The sequence below is a fragment of the Actinoplanes sp. DH11 genome (assembly GCF_020873875.1).
Classification (GTDB): Bacteria; Actinomycetota; Actinomycetes; order Mycobacteriales; family Micromonosporaceae; genus Actinoplanes.
In genome coordinates, this window is the sequence record NZ_JAHWGU010000005.1 from 210,652 (window position 1) to 233,014 (window position 22,363).

A 22,363-nucleotide genomic window follows, 5' to 3' on the forward strand; every position below is an offset into this window, starting at 1 on the left:
GCAGAAACGAGGAAGTCATGCGCTTTCCGATGCGCTCCCTGGGCATCGTGCTGACCTCGGCACTCGCCCTGACCGCCTGCTCGAACGGAGGCGGTGACGACGACGCGGCCTCGACCGCCGGCGCGGCGAGCTGCGCACCGTCCTCCGGCCCGGTCACGCTGAACTACACCACCTGGATCCCCGGGATCGAGAAGGTGGTGAAGGTCTGGAACGACGCGAACCCGAACATCCAGGTCAAGGTGCAGACCGGCCCCAACGGCAACGGCGGCACCTACCAGAACTTCTTCAACCAGCTCAAGGCCGGCAACGCCCCCGACCTGGGTCACATCGAGTACGACGCGCTGCCCAGCTTCCGGGTGCAGGACGGCCTGGAGAACCTGGCCGGCTGCTCCGAGGTGACCGCCGCCAAGGACCAGTTCGTCGACTGGACCTGGGGCCAGGTCACCTTCGGCGAGGAGAACTCCGTCTACGGTGTCCCGCAGGACGCCGGCCCGATGGCGCTCTTCTACCGCAAGGACCTGTTCGAGAAGAACAACATCCCGGTGCCGACCACCTGGGACGAGTACGCCGCCGCGGCCGAGAAGGTGAAGTCGGCCGGTGGCTACATCACCAACTTCTCGCAGAGCGACATCAACCAGTTCGCGGGTCTCTCCTGGCAGGCCGGCGGCCGCTGGTTCGCCAACGACGGCGCCAAGTGGACCGTGAACTTCGCCGACGAGAACACCACGAAGGTCGCCAACTACTGGCAGGGCCTGATCGACAAGAAGCTGGTCTCGGCGGTCCCGCCGTGGACGACCGAGTGGGACAACGCCTACAACACCAGCAAGGCTTGGACCTGGGTGTCCGCGGTGTGGGGCGCCAACTCCATCATGTCCGGCGCGCCCGACACGTCCGGCAAGTGGGCGGTCGCCCCGATGCCGCAGTGGACCGCCGGCGGCACCGTCGCCGGTAACTGGGGCGGCTCGGCCACCGCGGTCTTCAAGGGCTCCAAGCACCCGTACGAGGCCGCGAAGTTCGCGCTCTGGCTGAACACCTCCGAGGAGGCGCTGACCATGCTCAACTCCGAGGCGCAGCTCTACCCGGCGACCAAGGCCGGCGCGTCGCTGCCGGCCCTGAAGCAGGGCGTCGAGTTCTACGGCGGCCAGCCGATCTACGATGTTTTCGCGCAGGCTTCCACCCAGGTCGCTGCCGACTTCGTCTGGGGACCGACGATGACCTCCACCTACGCCACCGCCTCGGACGGCTTCAAGGGCGCCGTCTCCGGCAGCACCACGCTGCCCGACGCGCTGAAGAAGGCGCAGGACGCCACCATCCAGAACCTGAAGTCCCAGTCCATCCCGGTCGCCGAGTGACCGTGCTCCACCTGCGCGCCGCGGGAGTCAGCCTTGTGCTCGACGCCCGCGGCGCGTCCGCGCCCACCGTCGTCCACTGGGGTTCCGACCTCGGTGACCTCGACGCGAACGTGCTCGCCGCCCTCGCCGACGCGGCAGTTCCGGCGGTGCCACCGAGCTCGATCGACGTACCCCTGCGGTTGTCGCTCTGGCCCTCCCTCGCGGAAGGCTGGACCGGGCGCCCGGCTCTGGCGGGCCACCGGCAGGGCGTTCCGGCGCCGGCGCTGCGCCTCCTCGATGTTCAGGTTCAAGAGCAGGCCGCGACGGTACGGGGGGAGAGCGCCGACGGCTCCCTGGAACTGACCACCGTCCTCGAGTTGTCCGCGGAAGGTGTGCTGCGCGTCCGGCACCGGCTGCTGAACCGGGGTGCCGGCGACTTCGACCTGGCCGGCCTCGACGTGCGGCTCCCCATCCCGGAACAGGCCGCCGAACTGCTCGACTTCACCGGCCTCTGGGCGCACGAACGGCAGCCCCAGCGGACACCGTTGCGCCACGGCGTCTGGAGCCGGGAGAGCCGGCACGGCCGCCCCGGGCACGACGACGCGTTCCTGCTGATGGCCGGCGTTCCCGGCTTCGGTTTCCGGAGCGGCCAGGTCTGGGCGGTCCACCTGGCGTTCAGCGGCGACAAGACGCTGCACGCGGAACGCTCGGCGCTCGGCCATGGCTGCCTCGGCGGCGGCGAACTGCTCGCCCCCGGCGAGGTCCGGCTGGCGCCCGGCGAGACCTACGAGACGCCGTGGCTCGTCGCGGTCCACTCGGCGACCGGCATCGACGGCCTTTCCGACCGGTTGCACCCGTGGATCCGGGCCCGCGCCACGCTGCGCCACCCGCGCCCGGTCGTGCTGAACACCTGGGAGGCGGTCTACTTCGACCACGACCTCGCGGTGCTTACCGACCTGGCCGACGCCGCGGCCGAGGCCGGTGTCGAACGGTTCGTCCTCGACGACGGCTGGTTCACCGGCCGCCGCGACGACCGGCGCGCCCTCGGCGACTGGCAGGTCGACCCGTCGGTGTGGCCGGACGGCCTGCACCCGCTGATCTCCCGGGTGCACGCCGCGGGCATGGAGTTCGGCCTCTGGGTCGAACCCGAGATGATCAGCCCGGACTCCCAGCTGGCGCGCGAGCACCCGTCCTGGGTCCTCGGCGGCGGCACCGGCCACACCTGGCGCTGGCAGCGGGTCCTCGACCTGGGCAACCCGGAGGCGTACGCCTGCCTGCGCGACCGCCTCGTCGCGCTGCTCACCGAATACCCGATCGCGTTCCTCAAGTGGGACCACAACCGGGACCTGCTGACCCCCGGATCCGCGCACCGGCAGACCACCGCCCTCTACCGGCTGCTCGCCGAACTGAAGGCGGCCTTCCCGGACGTGGAGATCGAGAGCTGCGCGTCCGGCGGCGCCCGGATCGACCTGGGCATCCTCGACCTCGTCGACCGGTTCTGGACGTCGGACACCAACGACCCGCTGGACCGGCAGAGCATTCAGCGCTGGACGAGCGTCCTGATCCCGCCGGAATACCTGGGCGGTCACCTCGGCGACGCGACCGCCCACGTCACCGGCCGGCACTCGGCGCTCGGCTTCCGGCTGGCCACCGCCCTGTTCGGCAGCGCCGGCATAGAGTGGAACCTGACCACGGCCACCCCCGCCGAACGCGCCGAGATCGCCGCCTGGATCGCCGAGTACAAACGGCTGCGCCCGCTGCTGCACTCCGGCACGGTGGTCCGCGCCGACAGCCCCGACCCAGCGCTACGGTTGCACGGCGTGGTGGCCCAGGACCGTACGGCAGCGCTCTTCGCCCTGGTCAGCCTCGGCTCGCCGCGTTCCGCCCTGCCTCCACCGGCCCGCTTCCCCGGCCTCGACCCGGACCGCCGCTACACGGTCCGCCCGATCGGCACCCCACCCCGCACGGTCCAGGACGCCCCGCCGGCCTGGCTGCGCACCGGCGAGGCAACCCTCCCCGGGCGGGTCCTCGCCGAGGCAGGTCTGCCGGTGCCGCTGCTCGCCCCCGAACAGGCCCTGCTGCTCGAGGTGACCGAGACCCCCTGACCCGCCGCCGGTCCGCCGTCTCCCGGCCGGTCGGCAGTGCGGACTGCGGACCGGCCGTTACGGCGCCGGCTCGTCGTTCTCCTCGACGGGCCGGTAGCCGTCGGCTAGGCACTGCTAGCGATGCGAAATCGCGGTCTGGACCCCTTGATCACAGCGATTTCGTAGCGCTAGCAGATCAACTTCTCGAGAGCGGGCTGGCCGTCCGAGGCGGGTCAGGGCTCGAGGGGGAGTTCGAGGCGGGTGGCGCCGGTCAGGGTGAGGAAGACCCGGGTGGGGGTGCGGACCAGGCGCAGCACCACGTCGGTGCAGTGTGGGCAGCGGCCCACCAGGCCGGGGGCCGGCTGCCACACGCGCAGGGTGGCGAGCACGCCGGTGTGGGCGCAGCCGGCGCAGGTGAAGACCGCGCCGGTCATGTCGGTGGCGAAGACTTCGCGCAGGTCGCCGGCGAGCGCGTTCCCGTCGAGCTCCATCATGCGCCCCCGAACCGCTCGGTGCGGACGCGTTTCGGGTCGTGGCCGAGGGCGACCAGGATGTCGGCGGCCGTCTCGACGAACGCGGTCGGGCCGCAGACGTAGCAGTCCGGCTGGAAGTCCGGCGGCCAGCCGTGCGAGTTGATCGTCGCCACGTCGATCCGTTTCGGCGGGGCGGGCCAGCCGTCGGGGGTCTTGCGGGTGTAAACGAAGTGCACGTCGAGGCCGGGGTCCTCGCGGACCCGCCGGCGGAGCTCGTCGGCGTAGGCGGCGTCCTCCGGCGTGCGCACCGAGTAGATCAGCCGGAACGGCTGGCGGCCGCGTGCCAGGCCGCGGGCGCGGATCATCGACATCAGCGGTACGACGCCGGAGCCGCCGGCGATCAGCAGAACCGGCGCGGTCTGTTTCTCCCGCCAGACGAACCAGCCGCCGACCGGGCCCCGCAGCTCGATCCGGTCGCCCGGTTCGACCACGTCGGTCAGGTAGGGCGAGACCTCGCCGTCGTCGAGGCGCTGGACGGTGAGTTCGACCGTGCCGGCGTCCGGTGACCCGGCCTCCGCTGACCAGGCCGAGGCGATCGAGTAGCTGCGCTGCGCGGAGTACCCGTCCTCGGCGGTGAGCCGGACGTCGATGTGCTGTCCGGGCAGGTGACCCGGCCAGTCCGGCACGTCCAGCACGAGGGTGCGCGCCGAGCTGGTCTCCCAGCGGGCCGCGGTGACGGTCGCGACCCGCCAGCTGATCCGGTTCTTCATGCTGTGCGTCAGTCGCCCTGGTAGCGCTGCTCGCGCCACGGGTCGCCGTACATGTGGTAGCCGCCGGTCTCCCAGAAGCCGGGCTCGTCGTCGTTCAGCATCTGGAGCCCGTTCACCCACTTCGCGGACTTCCAGAAGTAGAGGTGCGGGACGATCAGCCGGGCCGGTCCGCCGTGTTCCGGGTGTAGCGGCTCGCCGTCGAACTCGTACACCACCCAGGCCTTGCCGTCGAGCAGGTCGTCGAGCGGCACGTTCGTGGTGTAGCCGCCGTAGCTGTGCGCCATCGTGTAGTCGGCGGCCGACTCGACGTCCTCGAACAGCGTGTCGAGCGCGACGCCTTTCCAGGTGGTGCCGAACTTCGACCACTTGGTGACGCAGTGGATGTCGACGGTGAACTCCTCGGCCGGCAGGGCGGTGAACTCCGCCCAGTTCCAGGAGTGTTTCTCGCCGGTCTCGGTCACGATCGAGAAGTTCCACTTGTCCAGCGGAATCCGCGGTGTCGGACCGGCGGAGAGCACCGGGAAGTCGTGCGTCAGGTACTGACCGGGCGGCAGGCCGGGCTGCGGCTCACGCCGCCGCCCGCCGAAGCCGCGGGAGATGATGCCCATGGCTGAAGTAAACCGTATTCACGTCCCGGTGGGGCCGCCGCCGCTCAGGCCTTCACGGTGCCGCTTGTCACGCCCGCGACGGCTTTGGTGCCGGCCACGACGACGCGGTAGGTGCCGCCCCCGGCCAGCCCGGTCACGGTACGGGTCGCGGTGGTCTTGAACGTCTTGACCGTCGTCCACTTCTTGGCGGCGTACCGCTGCACCGACATGGTCTGCCCGGACGCGCCCGTCACCTTCACGGTGAGCACGCCTTTCCGGCTGCGTACCGCGGTGACCTTGGCCTTCACCGTCCAGGTGGTGGTCGCCGACGCGGCGGCGAACTCCCCGGTCGAGGGTACGAACAGCCGCGCCTTGTACGACCCGGTGGCGACCCGGGTGACGGTGTAGCCGCCGGCCGAGTTCGTCTTGACGGGGGTGCAGTTCCAGGCGCCGCCGGCGGTCGACACGCACGCGGAGACGGCGGCGTTCACCAGGGGCCGGCCGCCGCCCGAGGTGGCCTTGAAGGTGGTGCTGGTCCGGGTGCCGTAGGTGACGGTCCGCGCGGTGATACCGGTCGTCACGGACTGCCCGGTGACGGCGAGGGCGGCGGCCGCGTCGATGCGCCCGTTGCCGTAGTCGTTGTCGAACCCGGCGCGACCCAGGTCCACGGCCGACGTCTCCAGGGCCGTCTCGATCTGGTCCGGGGTGAGCGCCGGCCGGTACGCCTTGAGCAGCGCGACAACCGCGGCGACGTGCGGCGTCGCCATCGAGGTGCCGCTCATCGCGACGTAGTCGCCGCCGGTCAGCCTCGTCGGGTAGGTGCTGACGATGTCACTGCCGGGCGCGGCCACGTCGACGTAGCTGCCCGCGTTGGAGTAGGACCCGTACCGGTCGGCGGCGTCGGTGGCGGCGACCCCGATCACCCCGGCGTCGGCGGCGGGGTAGCTGGTCGGGCTGCCCTTCTGCCGGTCGTTGCCGGCGGCCGCGACCACGGTGATGCCCTTGCCGCGGGCGTAGGCGACCGCGTCGGAGAGCGCTTCGAGCTTCCCGTCCGAGCCCAGCGACATGTTGATCACCTGGGCGCCGTGGTCGGCGGCCCAGAGGATGCCTTGGGCGACGTCCGACATGTAGCCGCTGCCGTCGGCGCCGAAGACCCGCACCGGCAGGATCCGGGTGCCCGGTGCGACGCCGGAGACGCCGACGCCGTTGCCGGTGACCGCGCCGATGATCCCGGCGACGTGGGTGCCGTGGCCGTTGGCGTCGCTGTTGCCGCCGGCCACGTCGCGGATCGCGTCGTAGCCGGTGAGTACCTTGCCGGCCAGGTCCGGGTGGTTGCCGTCCACGCCGGTGTCGACGACCGCGACGGTCACGCCGGCCCCGGTGGACTTCGCCCAGGCCGTCGTCGCCTTGATCTTGGGGAGGCCCCACTGCCGGCTGCGGTACGGGTCCGAGCCGGTCGGTGCGGCGGCCACGCTGACCGGGACGTCGAGCTGCGCGTCCGGCAGCTCGGCCAGCAGTTCGGCCGCCTCGGCCCGGTCGGTGGCCTCGCGGACCGTCACGACCGGGCGGCCGCCGGCGCCCACGGCGGTGCCGACCACCCGGGCCGGCCGCTCCGCCGAGACGGTGCCCGGGACGCCCGCGTAGGAGACCCCGGGCAGGGCGACAGAACCGAGGCCGGCGGCCAGGGAGACCACGAGGGTGCCGGTCAGGAACTGACGTCGCACGAGCAAACCGTCCTCCGTATCGTCGGTCCGACCATTCGGCCGGCACCCCACCACGGTCGGTGCGGCGCGGAGCGTTGCGGGCAGCGCGCGGGTGCGGTTCGGGTGCGGCCGGCGAGGACCGATCTACACTCGGCCCATGCCATTGACGGGTGAGTATCTGCCGAGTCCTTCCGACTGGGCGCGCAAGCAGGCCGAGAAGTACGAGGCGACCGGCGGCACGGAGGCCGCCGACATGCTGGGGAAGCCGATCGTGGTGGTGACGAGCATCGGCGCGAAGACCGGCGCGCTGCGCAAGACACCGCTGATGCGGGTCGAGCACGAGGGCGAGTACGTGGCCGTGGGTTCGCTGGGCGGTGCGCCGAAGAACCCGGTCTGGGTCTACAACCTGCGCAAGAACCCGCACGTCGAGCTCCAGGACGGCGACGTCAAGCAGGACTACACGGCACGCGAACTCGCCGGCGAGGAGCGCGAGGTCTGGTGGGAGCGGTCGGTGGCCGCGTTCCCGAACTACGCCGAGTACCAGAAGAAGACCGACCGTCTCATCCCGGTCTTCCTGCTGACCAAGCGCTGAAAAACATGGATGCCGAGCGGCGGCCCGGCGCGGATCATGGGGTGATGCGTACGCCTCATCAGCCCACCGACCGGTCCGCCGGCACCCTCGGGCCCCTGCCTGTGGCCGGCTCTGGCGGGCCCCTGCCCGTGGCCGGTTCTGCCGGGTCTCTGCCCGTGGCCGGCACCGTCGACGACGGCGACCGCCTGGTGGACGTCGTCGACCTGATCGCGCTCGACGGCTTCGTCACCGGGCGGGAGCCCTACGGCCGGACCACCCACCTGGACAACGTCCGCCCCGACGCGCCGCTCACCGTGCCGGACGCCACAGTGGTCCGCGAGGCGGTCGAGGAGGACGGGTACGGGCGGGTGAGCGTCGGCGACGGCTGGACGCTACACGTGATGCGCTGGAGGTCGGTGCGCCGGGCCCGGGTCACGGTCACCGCGACGAGCGCCGAACTGGCCGAGAAGCTGATGGAGTCGGCGGTCGCGGACGCCGTCGAGGAACCGGCGCCGGCCGCGGGGACGGTTCCGATCGGGTTCTGGCACTACGGGCCGCACGGCCCCCGCCGCACCGAGCGGGAGATCGACGCGGCACCGTGGGCGGACATCCGGCGCAACTACTCGGAGCCGGTCGCGCAGACCCTGGAACGGCTCATGGCGGTGGACGGCAAGTCCATCGCCGGCCGGCTCCTGCTGCTGCACGGTGAACCCGGCACCGGCAAGACGACCGCATTGCGGGCGCTGGCGCAGCAGTGGCGTGACTGGTGCCAGGTGGACTGTGTGCTCGACCCGGAACGGCTGTTCGGCGACCCCGCCTACCTGATGAACGTGGCCCTCGGCAGCGGTGAGGAGGACGAGCCGAAGTGGCGGCTGCTCATGCTCGAGGACTGCGACGAGCTGATCAGCGGTGACGCCAAGGCGAGTTCCGGGCAGGCGCTGTCCCGGCTGCTCAACCTGACCGACGGGCTGCTCGGTCAGGGGCGCAACGCGCTCATCGGGATCACCACGAACGAGGACCTGGCGACGCTGCACCCGGCCGTGGTGCGGCCCGGCCGGTGCCTGGCGAGCATCGAGGTGGGTCGTCTCCCGTACCCCGAGGCCGTCGCCTGGCTCGGCTCGTCCACCGGAGTCTCCCCGGACGGCGCCACGCTCGCCGAGCTCTACGCCCTGAAGACCGGCGCCCAGCCGGTCACCGTCCCCCAGCAGAGTTCCCGGACCGGCATGTATCTCTAGCTCACCGCTACAGGTAGCCGAAAAAACGATCCCACCAATAGGGGAACGCGCCAGGCGCGTTGCCGTCGTAGCTCTCCCACAACGGCTCCTCCGGGACGAGCCGGTATCCCAGGTCCCCGAGCGCGGCCCGGATGCGGCGGTCGTCGTCGGGATGCAGCATCTCGGCCGCCTCCTCGTCGCTCCACTCGTTCGGGTCGTCCAAGGACAGCACGGCGAGATTCCCGAAGTTGCTTACCGTGATCACGAGACGGTGCCCGCTCGCGGTGACCGAAGCCGGGATCCGCAGCGAGCCGTGCTGGCTGGCGTCCTCCATGTGGTCACCGAAGTCACACGCCCCGAAGTCCTTCGTCAGGCGCTCCGCGAGCCGGTGGAATGCGGCCTCGGCCTGCCGGGAGTCGAAGCCGGCCGGGAACTGGTGATGGACCGGGTCGTCCAGGGACAGCAACAGCTCCCGCAGCTCGGGATCCACAATAGGCATGCCGACATTGTGCAACCTCCGGCACGCCCGGTCGCGACCGAAGTGACCACGCACGCGGACGGGCCCGCCCCGCTTGTCGCAGCAGGGCGGGCCCGTGTCGGCCGATCGAGAGACTCAGGCGCGCGAGTAGGTCAGGCAGTCCGCCTTGTCGGCGGAGGCGCCGACGGTGATGGCCGGGGCGCGGCACTCGAGGTTCTCGTTGTACGTGCAGTCGGCGCGCTTGCAGGCGCCGACCTGGGCGGTGGCGACACCCATGCCGCCCTGCTCGCCGGAGCCGATGAAGGTGTCGCACTCGGCGGTCTGCAGGCTGCCGATCGTGATGGCGAACGCCGTACAGCCGTCGTGGTTGTAGCCGCACTCGGCGACGGTGCAGGTCTGGACACGCGGCATGTTCATCATCTGCGTCATGATTCGAGCTCCCCTGATCGTTAATGGCCTCACCCGACCATAACCCCGATCCCGGCTATTGATCCAGTTATCCCATGATGCTGCTGTAAAAGTTGTATTACCTTAGGTAAGGCGAGCCTAAAAGGCTTTAGGTAAGGCAATCCTAAACTGTTCTTAGCGTTTCCTGTGTTGCCCACAGGTCCGCTCGCCCAGCGTCGGCACCTGGAAACATGTCCGGTTCCTGCCCGTCTGACGGTCCGCCGGGTTTGCGTCCGCACCCACAGGGTAACCCTGGGAAATGCGGCCGATAAATGGTTCTCGCGTCATATCCGCGGGATGAATTTTTTGTCGTCCGCGGCCGGGCCGTACGATTCCATCTCGACCGGTGCGCCGAGCAGTCCGGCAATTTCGGCGGACCAGTCCACCGGCCGGTGCGACAGATGCGGAACGGCGCGGGTCAGCCGTCGCGTCAGCGCCTCCTGGGCGGCCAGATCACGGTACGGGCCCGGTTCGATCCGGTCACAGACCTCGCCGTCCACGTCGTACGCGGTGCACACCCGCAGGCCCGGGCACCGCTCCGGCACGTCCAGGTGGGTGATCGCCAGCGCGTCCACCCCGCCGGCCACCTCGACGGCGTACCGGTGGGCGACCGCGTCGAAGTGACCGGCCCGGAACGCGCCCTGCCACTCGCCGCGACCGTTGTGCGCCTCCGGCAGATCCAGTTCCGGGGCCTCGGTGACAAGCGGCCCCGCGCCGTGCCGGGTGGTGTAGGTGCGGACCACGCCGAGGCGGCGGAACGACGGGCACAGCTCCGCGACGTTGCCGAAGGTGGTCGTCGACCACGTCGTGTACGGGTGCCAGCCCCGCCACTCGTCGAGCAGGACACCCTGCGCGCCCTCGAAGACGCACGGTCCCCGCCCCAGCAGGCGGTCGGTGTACTCGCCGCCGACGATCCGGACCGTCCGGCCGAACGCGACGAAGGCGTCGACCACGTCGTCCAAGGGCGCCAGGTCGTTTCCCGGTGCATCGCCTGCGCCGAGATCGTTGCGGACCGCCGCGAGCCGGTCGCGCAGCCGGCCGGGGGAGAGGACGTCGGCGACGCGGGGGGCGTCGGGGTGCGTCAGCGCGTACGCCATCGTCTCGCCCACGCCCATGCCGCACGAACCGTGCCGCGCCGCACCCCGCGCCCGCTCCCGCCGCTGGTTCGCGGCGCGATGCCACGGCGTGGCGAGCAGGGCGTCGCCGTCCACCGTGAGCAGGTGGAACGGGTTGCCCAGCGCGGCCGCCTCGGCGGCCAGCGCGAGCGGGTCGACGACCACGAAGCGGGTCAGGTGGGTCGGTACGCCGCGCAGCGTCCCCGACCCGAACTGGGCGAACGTATGGTGCCGGCCGTTCTCGGTGACCACGTTGTGTGCCGCCTGCGCGCCCCCGTTGAAGCGCAGGACGGCGGTGACCTCGCGGGTGGCGCAGATCGCGTCGACGACCGTGCCTTTGCCGGCGTCGCCGTAGCCGAGATCGACCACGGCGACGTGCTCGTCGTGCGAGGTCACAGCCGCTGGTTCCCGCCCGGACCCGCGGTGATCTCCAGCGACTCGCCGCGCACCACCGCGTTGCGCTGCAGCGGAGCCAGTGCCCGGCCCACCGAGCTGCCCGCCCCCGAGCCGACGTCCGCCAGGTCGGCGATGCCCTCGTCCAGGTCGATGGCGTCCTCGCCGAGGCCGACCGTCAGCGCGATCGTCTCGCAGACCGCGTCCAGGTCGTCGAGTTCCAGCACGTTCTGCCCGAGCAGTTCGCGCCAGCGGGTCAGCACCTCTTTGTCGCCGCCCCAGCCGGCCGCGGTCGGCAGGATGTAGTAGACGTCGTACTTGCGCCGCAGCTCCGTCAGGATCTCCTCGATCGGGATCGGCTGCTTGATCCGGTCGCCGATCACGGCCTGCACCTCACGGGGCTTGACCCGGGGGTAGGGCATCTCGTCGCCGATGATGAACAGGTACCCCCGACGTCCGCGATTGATCATCGAGTCGAGGATCGTGTGCCGGGCCATGAAGTAGAGCGCGAGCTCGTACGACTCGTGCTTCTGCCCGCCGCCGCCACCCTCCAGGTAGATCTTGGAGAGGTGGTCGTCCATCCGGTTGTCCGACTCGAACTGCCCCACCTGCAGCGGCGCGCGGTCGCACGTGGCATCGCCGATCGCGCCGAACATGATCTGCGGGTCGATCGCGTAGTTCTTCCGGGTCAGCAGTCCGAGCAGCTGCGGCAGCTTGGTCTGCAACACCCGGGGCACGTTGCCCATCGAGCCGGTCACGTCGAACAGCACCGAGATCGGCGTGCTGAACGGGTGCTCCTCGGAGTCCCGGCTCTCCCGCATGAAGACGCCGTCCGGGTTCAGGTCCGCGTGCGTCCGGCGGGCGCCGCTGTCGCTGTAGTCGAAGGCGCTCTTGCCGGTGGCCGCGCGGTAGTTCGCCGCCGCAGAGTAGACGTCGGTGGACCAGTGTCCGCTTCCCATCACATGCTCCTTCAGTTCCGGTGGCTTTCGGGGATCAGCTCGTCGAATTCACCCAGCAGCGCCCAGGCGTCCTGGGGCCGCATCCGCGGGGCGTCGTAGCAGCAGCCCGCGGCGAACCGCCGCAGCGGCTCGGGCAAACGGGACGGGCCGATGACCCGGGTCATCAAGCCGGTCGCCATGTAGATGTCGGTGGCCGGGCTCGCGGTCCTGTCGTGAAGCACCTCCGGCGGGTAGGCCGCCTCGCTTGCCTTCACTATCGCTCTCGGTCGATGCCCCGCATAGCACCAGTCGAGAAGGACCAGTCCGCGGCGTTCCGGGTGGATCAGGATGTGGCTCTCCAGGACGGCGCCGTGCACCACGCCCGCGCGGTGCGCCCAGCCGATCGCGATCAGCAACCGGCGCCAGATCCAGACGGCGTCCTCGATCGTCAGCTGCCCGGCCTGATCGAGCCGCAGCATGCTGCGCTGCCGTTCCACCACGTTCACCCGGCGCCTGCGTTTCGCCTGGTCCTCGTGGGTGAAGGTGTCGAGCAGCCGAGGCGCGTACGCCCGGAATTTCGGATCACCGTTGTTCTTCAGCGCCGTGAGCGCGGCAGCCTCCGCGTCCATCAGATCGTTGTCCGCGGGGTTCCGGGGGATCTTCAGCAGGGCGGCGCCGTCGGCGTAGATGTCCGCGATGTCGCCGCGCGCAAAGAGTGGTCCGACCCGGTATGTCGCGGTTTTCGTCCTGAGAGTGGTGCCGCTCTTGTGCTGATCTCCGCGCGCGTTCTCCGGGATGTTCGCCCCCCGCGCGTTTTCCCCCCGCGCGGCCTCTTCGTGCGCGGCGTAAAGGGCGGACAGCTTGGCGAAGGCCTCCGTCGCGGTGGCGCGCCGCTGCGCGCCGGCGGCGTCCGGGTGGACGATCTTGGCCCATTTCTTGTACGCGGAACCGGCGTCCCCCTGCTGCTGGAGCTCGCGGAAACTGCCCGCCACCGAGATCCGGGCCACCGCCTCCTCGAACGACGCGTGCCCCAGACACTCCTCGTGCCGCCGGCGTCGCTCCGCACCCATCAGCGTGCTCATCGGACCCGGTCCTCACGGGTCGGCCGCAGCAACGCCGGATGCAGCAGCCGCGCGTCCCCGGCCCGGTAGAGCTTCGCCTTCGGCCCGCCGCGCTCGCCGCCCCGCGACGTCGTGGTGCCGGTGCTCTCCACGAAGCCGGGCACCGACAGCACCTTGCGGTGGAAGTTCCCGGCGTGCAGCTCCTCGCCCCAGACACTGGCGTACACCTGCCGCAGCTCGCCGATCGTGAACTCCTCGTTCACGAACGCGGTGGCCAGCGGCGTGTACTCCAGCTTCGCCCGGGCCCGCTCCAGCCCGTCCGCGAGCACCTCGTCGTGGTCGAACGCGAGATCCTTGGCCTCGTCGACGGGAACCCAATAGGCCCCCGCGGCGTCACTGCCGGCCGTAGGCTCGGGCAGGCTCGGCGCGAACGCCAGGTACGCCACGGACACGACACGCATGCGGGGGTCGCGGCCCGGGTCCCCGTACGTCTTCAGCTGCTCGAGATGCACCCGGTCCAGATCACCGTGCCCGGGCGTCAGCCCGGTCTCCTCACCCAGCTCCCGCAGCGCCGCCGCATCGAGCGCCTCCTCCTTGACGAACCCGCCGGGCAGCGCCCGGTGTCCGGCGAAGGGGTGCACGGCCCGCTCGACCAGGAGCACGCAGAGCTTGCCGGCCCGGATCGTCAGAGCGACGACATCCACGGTGACCGCGACCGCCGGGTACTTCCGGGGGTCGTAGCCCGCCAGAAAGCTCTCCTGATCCGTCATCGCCGCCTCCTCCGTTGTTCTCGATTTAAGTACTTCTCGAGGTGAGTCTTTCTCGGTCTGAGAAGAAGCTAGCGCGCACGTCGCCCACTGTCAACATGCAGCTAGGCGGCGGTTATGCACTTGAAACGCGCGTATCCACTCAAGTTCGTCAGTCTAGGCAATAGTGAGTAAATGCCGCGTTACGCTCCCTTCCGAGACGGCCCGGCAGGCGAGCCTTCGCACGGGCCCACCCAAACCACCGATGCGGTCCGCAAGACCGTAGGAGGACCAACGCATGCCTAAGTCCCGATCCAAAACTCGAGCCCGGCTGGTACGCGCCGGGCTGACGACTGGCGTGGTCGGTGCCGCGCTGCTCGTCGCTCCACAGGCGGCCTGGGCCGCAACCACGATCTCGCCGACCGTCGTCGCGCCCGGTGGTGTCGTGACAATCGCCGACACCACGGCGAACTGGCTGGACACCTATGTGGTGGAGGTGCAGACCGCGGCCTGCGGGGTCAGGTACACCACGCCGTCGGCCGCCGCCGTCGCAGTGGCGACCGCCAACCGCACCTTCAGCGATATCCCCAGCGCTGGAACCAGTCCGTTCCAGCAGGTCGCCCTCACCTTGCCGTCCGGTGTGACCGCAGGTACGAACGGGCAGGCCAAGCGGTGGAACGTGTGTATCTACGACACGACCAGCACCACCACCTCCACCCGGTACGGGGCGTACGCCATCAACGTCGGTAGTACGCCGGCCGTCACCCCGGCCGCGAACGCGCCCACGGGTGGCGGAAACACCGTCACGGTGACGCTGCCCACCGATTCGCCGGTCTTCACCGGTGTTACCACGATCGGTGCGCAGTTCACCACAACCGAGTGCGCGGCAACCTACGGCACGGCGACAGCCAACCTGGCGACAACGGCCACCAAGATCTCGGAAACGTCCGCGAGCCTCACGGTCCCGTCGGGTGTGACGACGGCGACGGCCCAGCCGACCGCTTACCAGTTGTGCCTCTACAACGGCACGACCGCGACGGGCGCGCTCATCACCGTGGCGCCGTTCGAGGCGCATCTGGTCACGCCGAGCCAGCCGAGTGGTACGTCAGCGGGTGGCAACGCGCTCACGTTCACGGCCGCGACCCCAATCTTCGCCGGCATGACGACCTTCGGCGTCGCATTCACTTCGCTCTCCGAATGCCCGAACTCCTACAACAGCACCGACACCCCCGCTCCGGCCACGACAAACGTCCTGGCGACAGCGGCGAACATCCGTAAGCTTTCGGACAGCCAGCTTGCCGTGAAGGCGCCCACTCTGACGAACACCTCTGGTGCGGCTTCCGCAGCTGTCTACCCGTTCAACTACCGCGTGTGCATCTACAACGGGGTGCAGAACGGCACGTCGGCGCTCATTGCGTCGACCCAGTACGCCGCCACCACCGTTCAGACGGTCAGCGGGATCACCCCGAGCTCCGGTCCGGCGATCGGTGGCAACCGCATCACGGTCAGCGGCGACGACTTCCCGACCACCCCGGGGTCCATCACTGCGACCCTCGGTGGCAACGCGCTCACCAACATCACGCCGATCAGTGCCAACGCGTTCACGGCGACCGCACCGGCGCACAGCCCCGCCAACAATGTCGTGCTGGTGGTGACGACGGCCAGCGGCCAGACCATCAGGAAGAACGCGTATTCGTACACGAGTTCCCTCACCGCCATTCCGAACACCGCTCCTAACACCTCTTCCGTCGACATCCTGGTGAGGGGCGTCGGCCTCCAGGCGGTCACCTGGGGCGCGGACCGTGCGATCGACACCAACGCCCACATCTACCTGGTCGACGGCGTCTATTCGGCCACCGATCGAGCTAACCCGCCGGTTGCCGAATGCGAGAATGTCCTTCCGTTCTCGGACACCAATCTCGTCTGCACGCTTCCGCTGGCCACCCGTCTGGACGCGGAAGGAGACGCTCTGTTCGCGCCTGCGTTCCGGGCCGTTACCGGTGCGACAATCGACGCCGGCTCGGCGGTGATCACCACGGCGGCTGACGCGTTCACCAGGTTGGATATCGGCATGACGGTGGTGGACCCCGACGCCTTCGGGGCCAACACCGCGACGATTGTCGATGTTGTGAACGCAACGACGGCCATCGTGTCGCGCACAGCTTCCGGAGCGGTCAGCGCCGGTGACCTGGACGTCTACCCGCCGGGCGCTCGCGTCGTCACCGGCGGTGTGGGTGCGGACACGCAGAAGGTCCTCACGAAGGCGGGTGCCTTCAGCGCCTCCGATGACGGCCTCCGGGTGGATGACTTCCCGTCAACGGCAACGGCGATTCCCGCTACGACGATCATCGACTCCGTCGCGGCGCCGAACTCGATCACCCTGGACAAGGACATCGCCGTCGACGACCCGGATATCGTGATCTGGAACCCCGCCGCGGTGGTGCCGGTGCCTGAAGGTCCGTACAACTTGACCTTCGTCAGCAACGGAAGCGCCTCAGGTACGGCCGACGGCGACTTCGTGCAGAGTGTGATCTCGAGCGGTTCGACCTTCACGGTCTCCCGCTTCTGATCACTGAAGACTGATGGTCGCGCTCAACGGCGCAACCTGACAACGGCGGTGGCCCGGAACCATGGTTCCGGGCCACCGTCAGGTCTTGGGGGGGCAATCGAACACTATTGAAGGCGGCACCGAACGGTGCCGCCTTCAATTGCCTTCGCCGTTCAGCGCATGCTCACCCATTGGCGTTCGATCTCCGCCACGCTCTTCGCGGCCGAGGGTTTGCTTCCCTCTTCGGAGACGGCCACCGTCACCACGCTGCGGTCGGCGGACGTCCGCCAGCAGAGCAGCAACGTCGGTCGTTCCTGTGAGCTCGACTCATTACTGAACTTGAAGTTCTGCGTGCACTTGGCCTCGCCGACCTTCTTGCCTTTGTCCGCGGCCCAGAGCAGTTCCCGCTGTCCGGTCAGGTCGCCCTTCGCCGTAACCACGCGCATGATGCCGGTGCCTTTGGCCTTGGCCTTAACGACCTTGATGTCGGTGGCCGGCTTCGTGGCCGGGTCCGGCTTGCGCGCGCTCTGGATCTTCACGCCGTCCTTGGCCGCCGCCTCGCGTGCCCGCTCGATGCGCTCCTGCGTCGTCACGTGCTTGGCGGGGCTCGGGGTCGCGGCTTTGACGGTCGCATCCTTCGTCGGTTCCGTCGCCTGCGTTGACGCGCCGGCGCCGGCCGACGGCGAAGCCTCGGCTGATGCGGAAGCGGACGGTTCCGCCGGGGCTGGCGCTGTCGTGGTCGCCCCCGCCAGTGGCTCCGCCAGGCTGGCCTGCTCTTCCTGTCCTGACTGGGTGGCGAAGAAGGCCGCACCGGACACCGCCACCGCCGCACCCGCGACGGCGATCAGGGCTTGCTTCCGGCGCTTGCTGGGGCGGCGTCCGGTGCTCAGGTCCTGGGTCGGTTGGTTCTGTTCTTCGTTGGCCATGTCACGTCCTTCATGGTTCGACTTGGCTTCGCCCCGCGGCTCTCGCAGGGCGCTGTCCAGCCATTCATGCTTCCAAAGATTCGGACAAACCATGTCGAATCCAGAGTTTTCTCAGGTTTCAGGTAGGTCTCGCTGAGCGGGCCGCTACCGAGGGGCAACCTGGTCCTCACCAGCGGCGCACCCACCCCGGCCGATGCTCGAACCCGTCAGTAAAACGGGAGGGGACACCGAGCATGAAGGTTCAGCTGCGGAAGTACGCCGCCGGCGCGGTCGCGGTGGGCGCACTCGCGGCCGTGGGTGCAGTCGCCCTGCCCACCGGCAGCCATGACTGGCAGCCGGTCACGTACGGGCTGACCGCGAGCCCGGCCGACATCGTGCCGGCGGTCGTGTCGGTGGCGGAGCCGGCCCGGGTGGTCAGCACCACGATCGACGCCGACGGCCGGCCTGTCGTCACGGTCAAGGAGGCCACCGACAAGGCCGGTGCGACGAAGCTTGTCGCGGAGGCGCAAAAGGCGAAGAACGCGGTGAGCGTCGAGTTGGACGCGCCGGTTCACGCCCTCGGTGTGCCGGTCGGCTCGGACCCGTACCGTTCCCAGCAGTGGGATTTCGCCACGATGAACGTGGCGGACGCCTGGCAGAAGTCCACTGGTGAGGGTGTCACCGTCGCGGTGATCGACACCGGGGTGGACGCCGCGCACCCCGATCTGCGGGCCAACGTGCTGGCCGGCTACGACGCCATCGCGAACCGGGCCGGGACCAGCACCGACGGGAACGGGCACGGCACGCACGTGGCCGGGACGATCGCCGCGGTCACCGGTAACGGCGTCGGGATCTCGGCGGTCGCGCCGGACGTCAAGATCCTGCCGGTCAAGGTGCTCGGTGCCAACGGCAGCGGCGTCATGTCCGACACCGCCGAGGGCATCATCTGGGCCGCCGACAACGGCGCCCAGGTGATCAATCTGTCGCTGGGATCGTCCTCGCAGGTCACCGCGGTGACGAACGCGATCGCGTACGCCCGGAGCAAGGGTGTCACGGTCGTCGCCGCCGCCGGCAACAGCCGCGGCGCGGGCAGCCCGACGAACTACCCGGCCGCCGACGCCGGTGTCATCGCCGTGGCCGCGACCGACGCGTCCGACCGGTACGGGTCGTACTCCAACGCGGGCAGCTACGTGGACGTCGCCGCACCCGGAAGCGGCATCCTCAGCACCTATCCGACCGCGCTCGGCCAGCAGTACGTCTTCATGAACGGCACCTCGATGGCCTCGCCGCACGTCGCCGCGGCCGCCGCGCTGCTGGAGGCGTACCAGCCGGCGCTCACCCCGGACGAGATCGAGACGGCCCTGGAGGCGTCGGCTGTGGACCTGGGCGCACCCGGGTTCGACAACGACTACGGCAACGGGCGCATCGACGCGGCGTCCGCGCTGGCGGCTGTCGCCCCGGCCGCGACCACGCCGCCGGTGACGACCGTCCCGACGACCGTTCCGACCAGCGCCCCGACTACCGTCCCCACGACCGCTCCGACCAGCGCGCCGACCGCGGTTCCGACGACCGCTCCGACGACGGTTCCCACGACCGCGCCCACCACCGCTCCCACTACGAAGGCTCCGACGACGGCGCCCACCACCAAGGCCCCGACGACCGCTCCGACGACCGCGCCCACGACGAAGGCGCCGACCACCGCTCCCACGACCAAGGCGCCGACCACCGCCCCGACGACGAAGGCTCCCACGACCGCACCGACGACCAAGGCCCCGGCCAAGGCTCCGACGGCCAGCCCGACCGCTGCCCCGGTGGTGCTCACCCCCGTGATCACCACGAACGTCAGCGCGAAGGACGTCAACTACGGCACCACCAGCGTCACCACGTTCACGGTGAAGGCCGGCGGCAAGGCGTGGGTGAAAAAGCCGGTCTCGGTCTGCGTGGCCGAGAACGGCGCCGACTTCGCCTGCACCGATGCGACGACCACGACGGCGGGCACGGTGGCGGTGACCCGCAAGGCCACGGCGGCTTATCGCGTACGCGTCCAGATCGTCGCGTCGCAGACGAACAGGGCCGCTGTCTCGCCTACGGTGAGCTACCGCGTGAAGGCCACGGTGGGTGTTGTCCGTAGCGGGCGCGGTTCCCTGAACGTGACGCTCACCGGCGTGTCCGGTCAGACGGTCCAGGTCCAGCAGGCCGTTGCCGGTGGCGCCTGGAAGACGGTCGGCTCCTACGTCGCGCAGTCGAACAAGGCGCTCCTGAACGGTCTGTCGGTCGGCCAGAAGTACCGCGTCGTGGTGCCGGACGCCAACGGCATCACCGGCGTGACGAGCGCTGCCGTCATCGTCTGACCTGCGGGAACGAATCAGCGGCAGGGCCCAGGAGGGTCCTGCCGCTGTGCCGTTCTCAGCTGATCCGCTGCCACTCCTTGCCGATGATCTCGACGCTCGACGCGGTGGGCGGATCGCCGGCCGGCGTCACGGCCATGGTCACCACGCTCCGCGCCGACGATGTCCGCCAGCACAGCAGCACGGTGGGCCGGTCACCCTCCGGGACGCCCGTGTTGAACCGTACCTTCGTGGTGCAGTTGACGCCCTTACCCGCCGGCTTCCCCTTGCCGTCGGCGAGCAACATCTCCCGCTCGCCGCTCAGGTCGCGCGGCGCGCTCACGATGCGGATCGTGCCGTTCGCCAGCACCTCGGTGCGCTCGGACACCGGGCCGGCACGTTTGGCCAGCTTGGTGCTCAGATCCTTGGCCGCCGCAGAGGACTGCGCGGCGGAGGCGCTCGGTGTCGCCGCCGGCGACACGGACGGCGTGGGGGAGGGGCTGGTCTCCACGGCGTCGGCCGGTTTCGGCATCTTGGATGTACGGCTTACCGAAGGCTCCGCCGACGCAGGCACCTCGGCCGATGCCGACGTGGGAAGAGTCTGCGGGGCCAGGGCAGCCGGTTCGGGCAGGCTCGGCTGACCGGAATCGTTCAACTGCGTGACAAGGAATCCGACGCCGGCCAGCACGGCGGCCGCACCCGCGATCCCGACGATCGCCTGCTTGCGCCGCCTGTTGCGGCGTTCCGGCGTGTCGGCCGTCGCCGAGACGTACAGGCCGCTGCCACTGACGGGTTCGTTCGATTCATCGTTGGCCATGTCACCGTCCTCCGGAAGTAGGGCCGAATCCCCATACTCTCAGATATAGGTACTTATCGGGCACAAATCCCGAAGCCGCCGCCGGTCCCCTGTCAGAATCCGGTCACGATCGCCGCGCAGGCCCCGTGGCGTGTGCTTTCACATGATCGGACTTCATCGGAAGGGGGAGTACGCCTCCCGGCGGTTGACCCCGCCCGATCCGCCCCCCAAGGTGTGGTGAACACGGGTGCGATGGCGGCGGACCTGGGCCGCTCCGCCATGCCCGAGCAGGGGGAGGAGAGGCCCGTTGCCACACCACAAATCCCGCGGCCCCCGATGAGGTCACCCTTCATCACGTCACCCACAGGGCCCCCGGTCCACCGTTCCGCACCCCATCTTCGGCCGCCCGAGCCGCCTCCGGCCCGATGCCCCGCAGCCTTGCGCTCCGCGTCGCGCCTTGGCTGTGCGATCGCGCTGCTGCCCGGCGCCGAGCCGGTTCGGCCGTGACCGGCGATCCGGCGGACCATACGCCCGCCCGGCCGTCCTGGAACTGCCACGCCTGCGGCCACCCCTGGCCGTGCCAATCCGCGCGCGAACGCCTGGCCCGCGATCATGGCCGGGTCGAACTCGCCGTCCTGATGTGGGAGCACATCGAAGAGGCCGCTCGCGACATGCCGCGATCCTCGGCCTCCGCCCTCTTCGACCGCTTCCTCCGCTGGACCGGCTGACCTTCGCCGGTATTCGCCCGGCGTATCGGCCCGAATGCCGACCGGTGCTGCGGGCGGCCGGCGTTCTTGGCACGTGTCGAGCCCGTATCAGGGCAGGCCGGGAGAGCGCGGGTAAGTGTGACGTGGTTCAGGGCTACGGCTCTCTTACGGTCGGTGAACCAGTCAGCCGCGATCCGCTGCGTTGCGTCCGTACAGCGTTGTTGATCTGCTAGCGCTACGAAATCGCGGTGATCATGGGGCTGAAACCGCGATTTCGCATCGCTGGCCGATCAACAACTCGACATTGGCGTGTCTCTCGGTGAGTCGCGCCTGACTGGTGCTTTGTGGTGGGCGCCCCGGCCCGGCCTGTGCCGGACCGGGTCTGGCGGGCGGTCCGTGAGTCAGCGGATGCCGGCGACTGCCGCGTCGGTGCCGCCGCGCCAGATCACGCCGGCCTCGGTGAAGCCGCCTGCCAGCAGCGCCTGCACGTGCCAGGTCGCCGGCGGGGTCCACTCCTCGCTGTGCTCGCGGGCCGGGTAGATCTTCGCGCGCTCGGCGGCTTTCGGGGCGAGCTGCGCGTCGGCGGCGGCGCGGGACCACCAGTCGGGCCAGGAGGTGGAGGCGCCGGCGGCGTACCGCGCCTCGCGCTCGACGCGTGCCTGCTCGCGCAGTTTGGCGGAGAGCTGGGTGAGGCCTTCCTCGGGCATGTGGTCCGCGTTGGCGAAGATGCCGCCCGGGCGCAGCGTCTCCCGGATCTCCGCGTAGAGCGCCGTCACCCGGTCGGCGGGCAGCCAGTGCAGGGCGGTCGCGGTCAGCACCGCGTCGAAGCCGTCGTGCGGCAGCTTGGCGCGCCAGCCGGGCTCGCTCAGGTCGGCGTCGACGATGGTGGCGCGCCCGCGCAGCGACGACTCGGCGATGGTGAGCAGCACCGGATCCTGGTCGAGCACCGTGACCTGGGCGTCCGGGAAACGGGCCAGCGCACGCAGGCTGATCGAGCCGGTGCCGCCGGCGAGGTCGAGCAGGCGCGGCGCCGCACCGCCGGTGACCGCCGCGACCGCGTCGAGCATCGCGGTGAAGCGGTGTTCCCGGTCGGGGAGGAACGCCTCCTGCTGCCGGTCCCACGACTCCTGCCAGATGTGCGGATTGGTCAAGTAAGCACTCATGCCCCC

Annotated in this window: 20 protein-coding genes; 7 read left to right on the forward strand and 13 right to left on the reverse strand. The window is 70.1% G+C overall.

The window, feature by feature from the left end:
* Positions 1–17: 17 nt before the first annotated feature.
* Positions 18–1,352 carry an ABC transporter substrate-binding protein gene (locus LPA41_RS09730; RefSeq protein ID WP_229069751.1) on the forward strand — a complete coding sequence of 445 codons (1,335 nt, stop codon included), beginning with the start codon at positions 18–20 and terminating at the stop codon, positions 1,350–1,352.
* Positions 1,349–3,436, forward strand: a complete 2,088-nt coding sequence (locus LPA41_RS09735) for an alpha-galactosidase (RefSeq protein ID WP_229069752.1) — start codon at positions 1,349–1,351, stop codon at positions 3,434–3,436. Before LPA41_RS09730 ends, LPA41_RS09735 begins: the two co-directional genes overlap by 4 nt.
* A 212-nt stretch (positions 3,437–3,648) precedes the next feature.
* On the opposite strand, the gene LPA41_RS09740 is transcribed toward LPA41_RS09735, so the two are convergent.
* Genes LPA41_RS09740 through LPA41_RS09755 form a run of 4 tightly spaced genes read right to left on the reverse strand, consistent with a single transcriptional unit; the run spans position 3,649 to position 6,969 of the window.
* Positions 3,649–3,909, reverse strand: coding sequence for a DUF6510 family protein (locus tag LPA41_RS09740; RefSeq protein ID WP_374238136.1), 261 nt, complete (start codon positions 3,907–3,909; stop codon positions 3,649–3,651).
* A complete protein-coding gene (locus tag LPA41_RS09745) occupies positions 3,906–4,658 on the reverse strand; it encodes a ferredoxin reductase (protein WP_229069753.1) in 753 nt (250 codons plus the stop codon). Before LPA41_RS09745 ends, LPA41_RS09740 begins: the two co-directional genes overlap by 4 nt.
* An 8-nt stretch (positions 4,659–4,666) precedes the next feature.
* Positions 4,667–5,266, reverse strand: a complete 600-nt coding sequence (locus tag LPA41_RS09750) for a sulfite oxidase-like oxidoreductase (protein ID WP_229069754.1) — start codon at positions 5,264–5,266, stop codon at positions 4,667–4,669.
* A 44-nt stretch (positions 5,267–5,310) separates the two neighbouring features.
* Positions 5,311–6,969 (reverse strand): S8 family peptidase, encoded by a 1,659-nt coding sequence (locus LPA41_RS09755; RefSeq protein WP_229069755.1) that lies wholly within the window; start codon positions 6,967–6,969, stop codon positions 5,311–5,313.
* Between the two features lie 136 nt (positions 6,970–7,105).
* Between LPA41_RS09755 and LPA41_RS09760 the strand changes: the two genes are divergently transcribed.
* Entirely contained in the window at positions 7,106–7,540 is a 435-nt protein-coding gene (locus tag LPA41_RS09760; protein WP_229069756.1) for a nitroreductase family deazaflavin-dependent oxidoreductase, read from the forward strand.
* Between the two features lie 44 nt (positions 7,541–7,584).
* On the forward strand, positions 7,585–8,754 hold the full coding sequence (locus LPA41_RS09765; protein ID WP_229069757.1) for a DUF5925 domain-containing protein: 1,170 nt from the start codon (positions 7,585–7,587) through the stop codon (positions 8,752–8,754).
* 7 nt (positions 8,755–8,761) lie between these two features.
* Here the strand turns inward: LPA41_RS09765 and LPA41_RS09770 are convergent, their stop codons facing one another.
* The 6 genes from LPA41_RS09770 to LPA41_RS09795 all read right to left on the reverse strand — a co-directional run bounded on the left by LPA41_RS09770 (position 8,762) and on the right by LPA41_RS09795 (position 13,935).
* Entirely contained in the window at positions 8,762–9,232 is a 471-nt protein-coding gene (locus LPA41_RS09770; RefSeq protein WP_229069758.1) for a hypothetical protein, read from the reverse strand.
* A 114-nt stretch (positions 9,233–9,346) separates the two neighbouring features.
* Positions 9,347–9,640, reverse strand: coding sequence for a DUF1540 domain-containing protein (locus LPA41_RS09775; protein ID WP_229069759.1), 294 nt, complete (start codon positions 9,638–9,640; stop codon positions 9,347–9,349).
* Between the two features lie 302 nt (positions 9,641–9,942).
* Entirely contained in the window at positions 9,943–11,169 is a 1,227-nt protein-coding gene (locus LPA41_RS09780) for an adenylosuccinate synthetase (protein ID WP_229069760.1), read from the reverse strand.
* Complete coding sequence (locus LPA41_RS09785; protein ID WP_229069761.1) at positions 11,166–12,125, reverse strand: hypothetical protein; 960 nt, start codon at positions 12,123–12,125, stop codon at positions 11,166–11,168. The genes LPA41_RS09780 and LPA41_RS09785 overlap by 4 nt, the downstream gene beginning before the upstream one ends.
* A gap of 11 nt (positions 12,126–12,136) precedes the next feature.
* Positions 12,137–13,186, reverse strand: a complete 1,050-nt coding sequence (locus tag LPA41_RS09790) for a molecular chaperone DnaJ (protein WP_229069762.1) — start codon at positions 13,184–13,186, stop codon at positions 12,137–12,139.
* Positions 13,183–13,935 carry an NUDIX domain-containing protein gene (locus LPA41_RS09795; protein ID WP_229069763.1) on the reverse strand — a complete coding sequence of 251 codons (753 nt, stop codon included), beginning with the start codon at positions 13,933–13,935 and terminating at the stop codon, positions 13,183–13,185. Before LPA41_RS09795 ends, LPA41_RS09790 begins: the two co-directional genes overlap by 4 nt.
* Positions 13,936–14,269: 334 nt before the next feature.
* Here LPA41_RS09795 and LPA41_RS42925 point away from each other — a divergent pair, with 334 nt between their 5' ends.
* The gene (locus LPA41_RS42925) at positions 14,270–16,480 is read left to right on the forward strand and encodes an IPT/TIG domain-containing protein (RefSeq protein ID WP_229069764.1); all 2,211 of its coding nucleotides are present in this window, start codon (positions 14,270–14,272) and stop codon (positions 16,478–16,480) included.
* Positions 16,481–16,632: 152 nt separating this feature from the next.
* On the opposite strand, the gene LPA41_RS09805 is transcribed toward LPA41_RS42925, so the two are convergent.
* The gene (locus LPA41_RS09805) at positions 16,633–17,385 is read right to left on the reverse strand and encodes a hypothetical protein (protein WP_229069765.1); all 753 of its coding nucleotides are present in this window, start codon (positions 17,383–17,385) and stop codon (positions 16,633–16,635) included.
* A gap of 233 nt (positions 17,386–17,618) precedes the next feature.
* On the opposite strand from LPA41_RS09805, the gene LPA41_RS09810 reads away from it, so the two are divergent.
* Positions 17,619–19,715, forward strand: coding sequence for a S8 family peptidase (locus tag LPA41_RS09810; RefSeq protein ID WP_229069766.1), 2,097 nt, complete (start codon positions 17,619–17,621; stop codon positions 19,713–19,715).
* A gap of 55 nt (positions 19,716–19,770) precedes the next feature.
* Here the strand turns inward: LPA41_RS09810 and LPA41_RS09815 are convergent, their stop codons facing one another.
* Entirely contained in the window at positions 19,771–20,508 is a 738-nt protein-coding gene (locus LPA41_RS09815) for a hypothetical protein (RefSeq protein ID WP_229069767.1), read from the reverse strand.
* 482 nt (positions 20,509–20,990) lie between these two features.
* On the opposite strand from LPA41_RS09815, the gene LPA41_RS09820 reads away from it, so the two are divergent.
* A complete protein-coding gene (locus LPA41_RS09820) occupies positions 20,991–21,215 on the forward strand; it encodes a hypothetical protein (RefSeq protein ID WP_229069768.1) in 225 nt (74 codons plus the stop codon).
* A 380-nt stretch (positions 21,216–21,595) separates the two neighbouring features.
* Here LPA41_RS09820 and LPA41_RS09825 read toward each other — a convergent pair whose 3' ends face one another.
* On the reverse strand, positions 21,596–22,357 hold the full coding sequence (locus LPA41_RS09825; protein ID WP_229069769.1) for a trans-aconitate 2-methyltransferase: 762 nt from the start codon (positions 22,355–22,357) through the stop codon (positions 21,596–21,598).
* Positions 22,358–22,363: the final 6 nt, after the last annotated feature.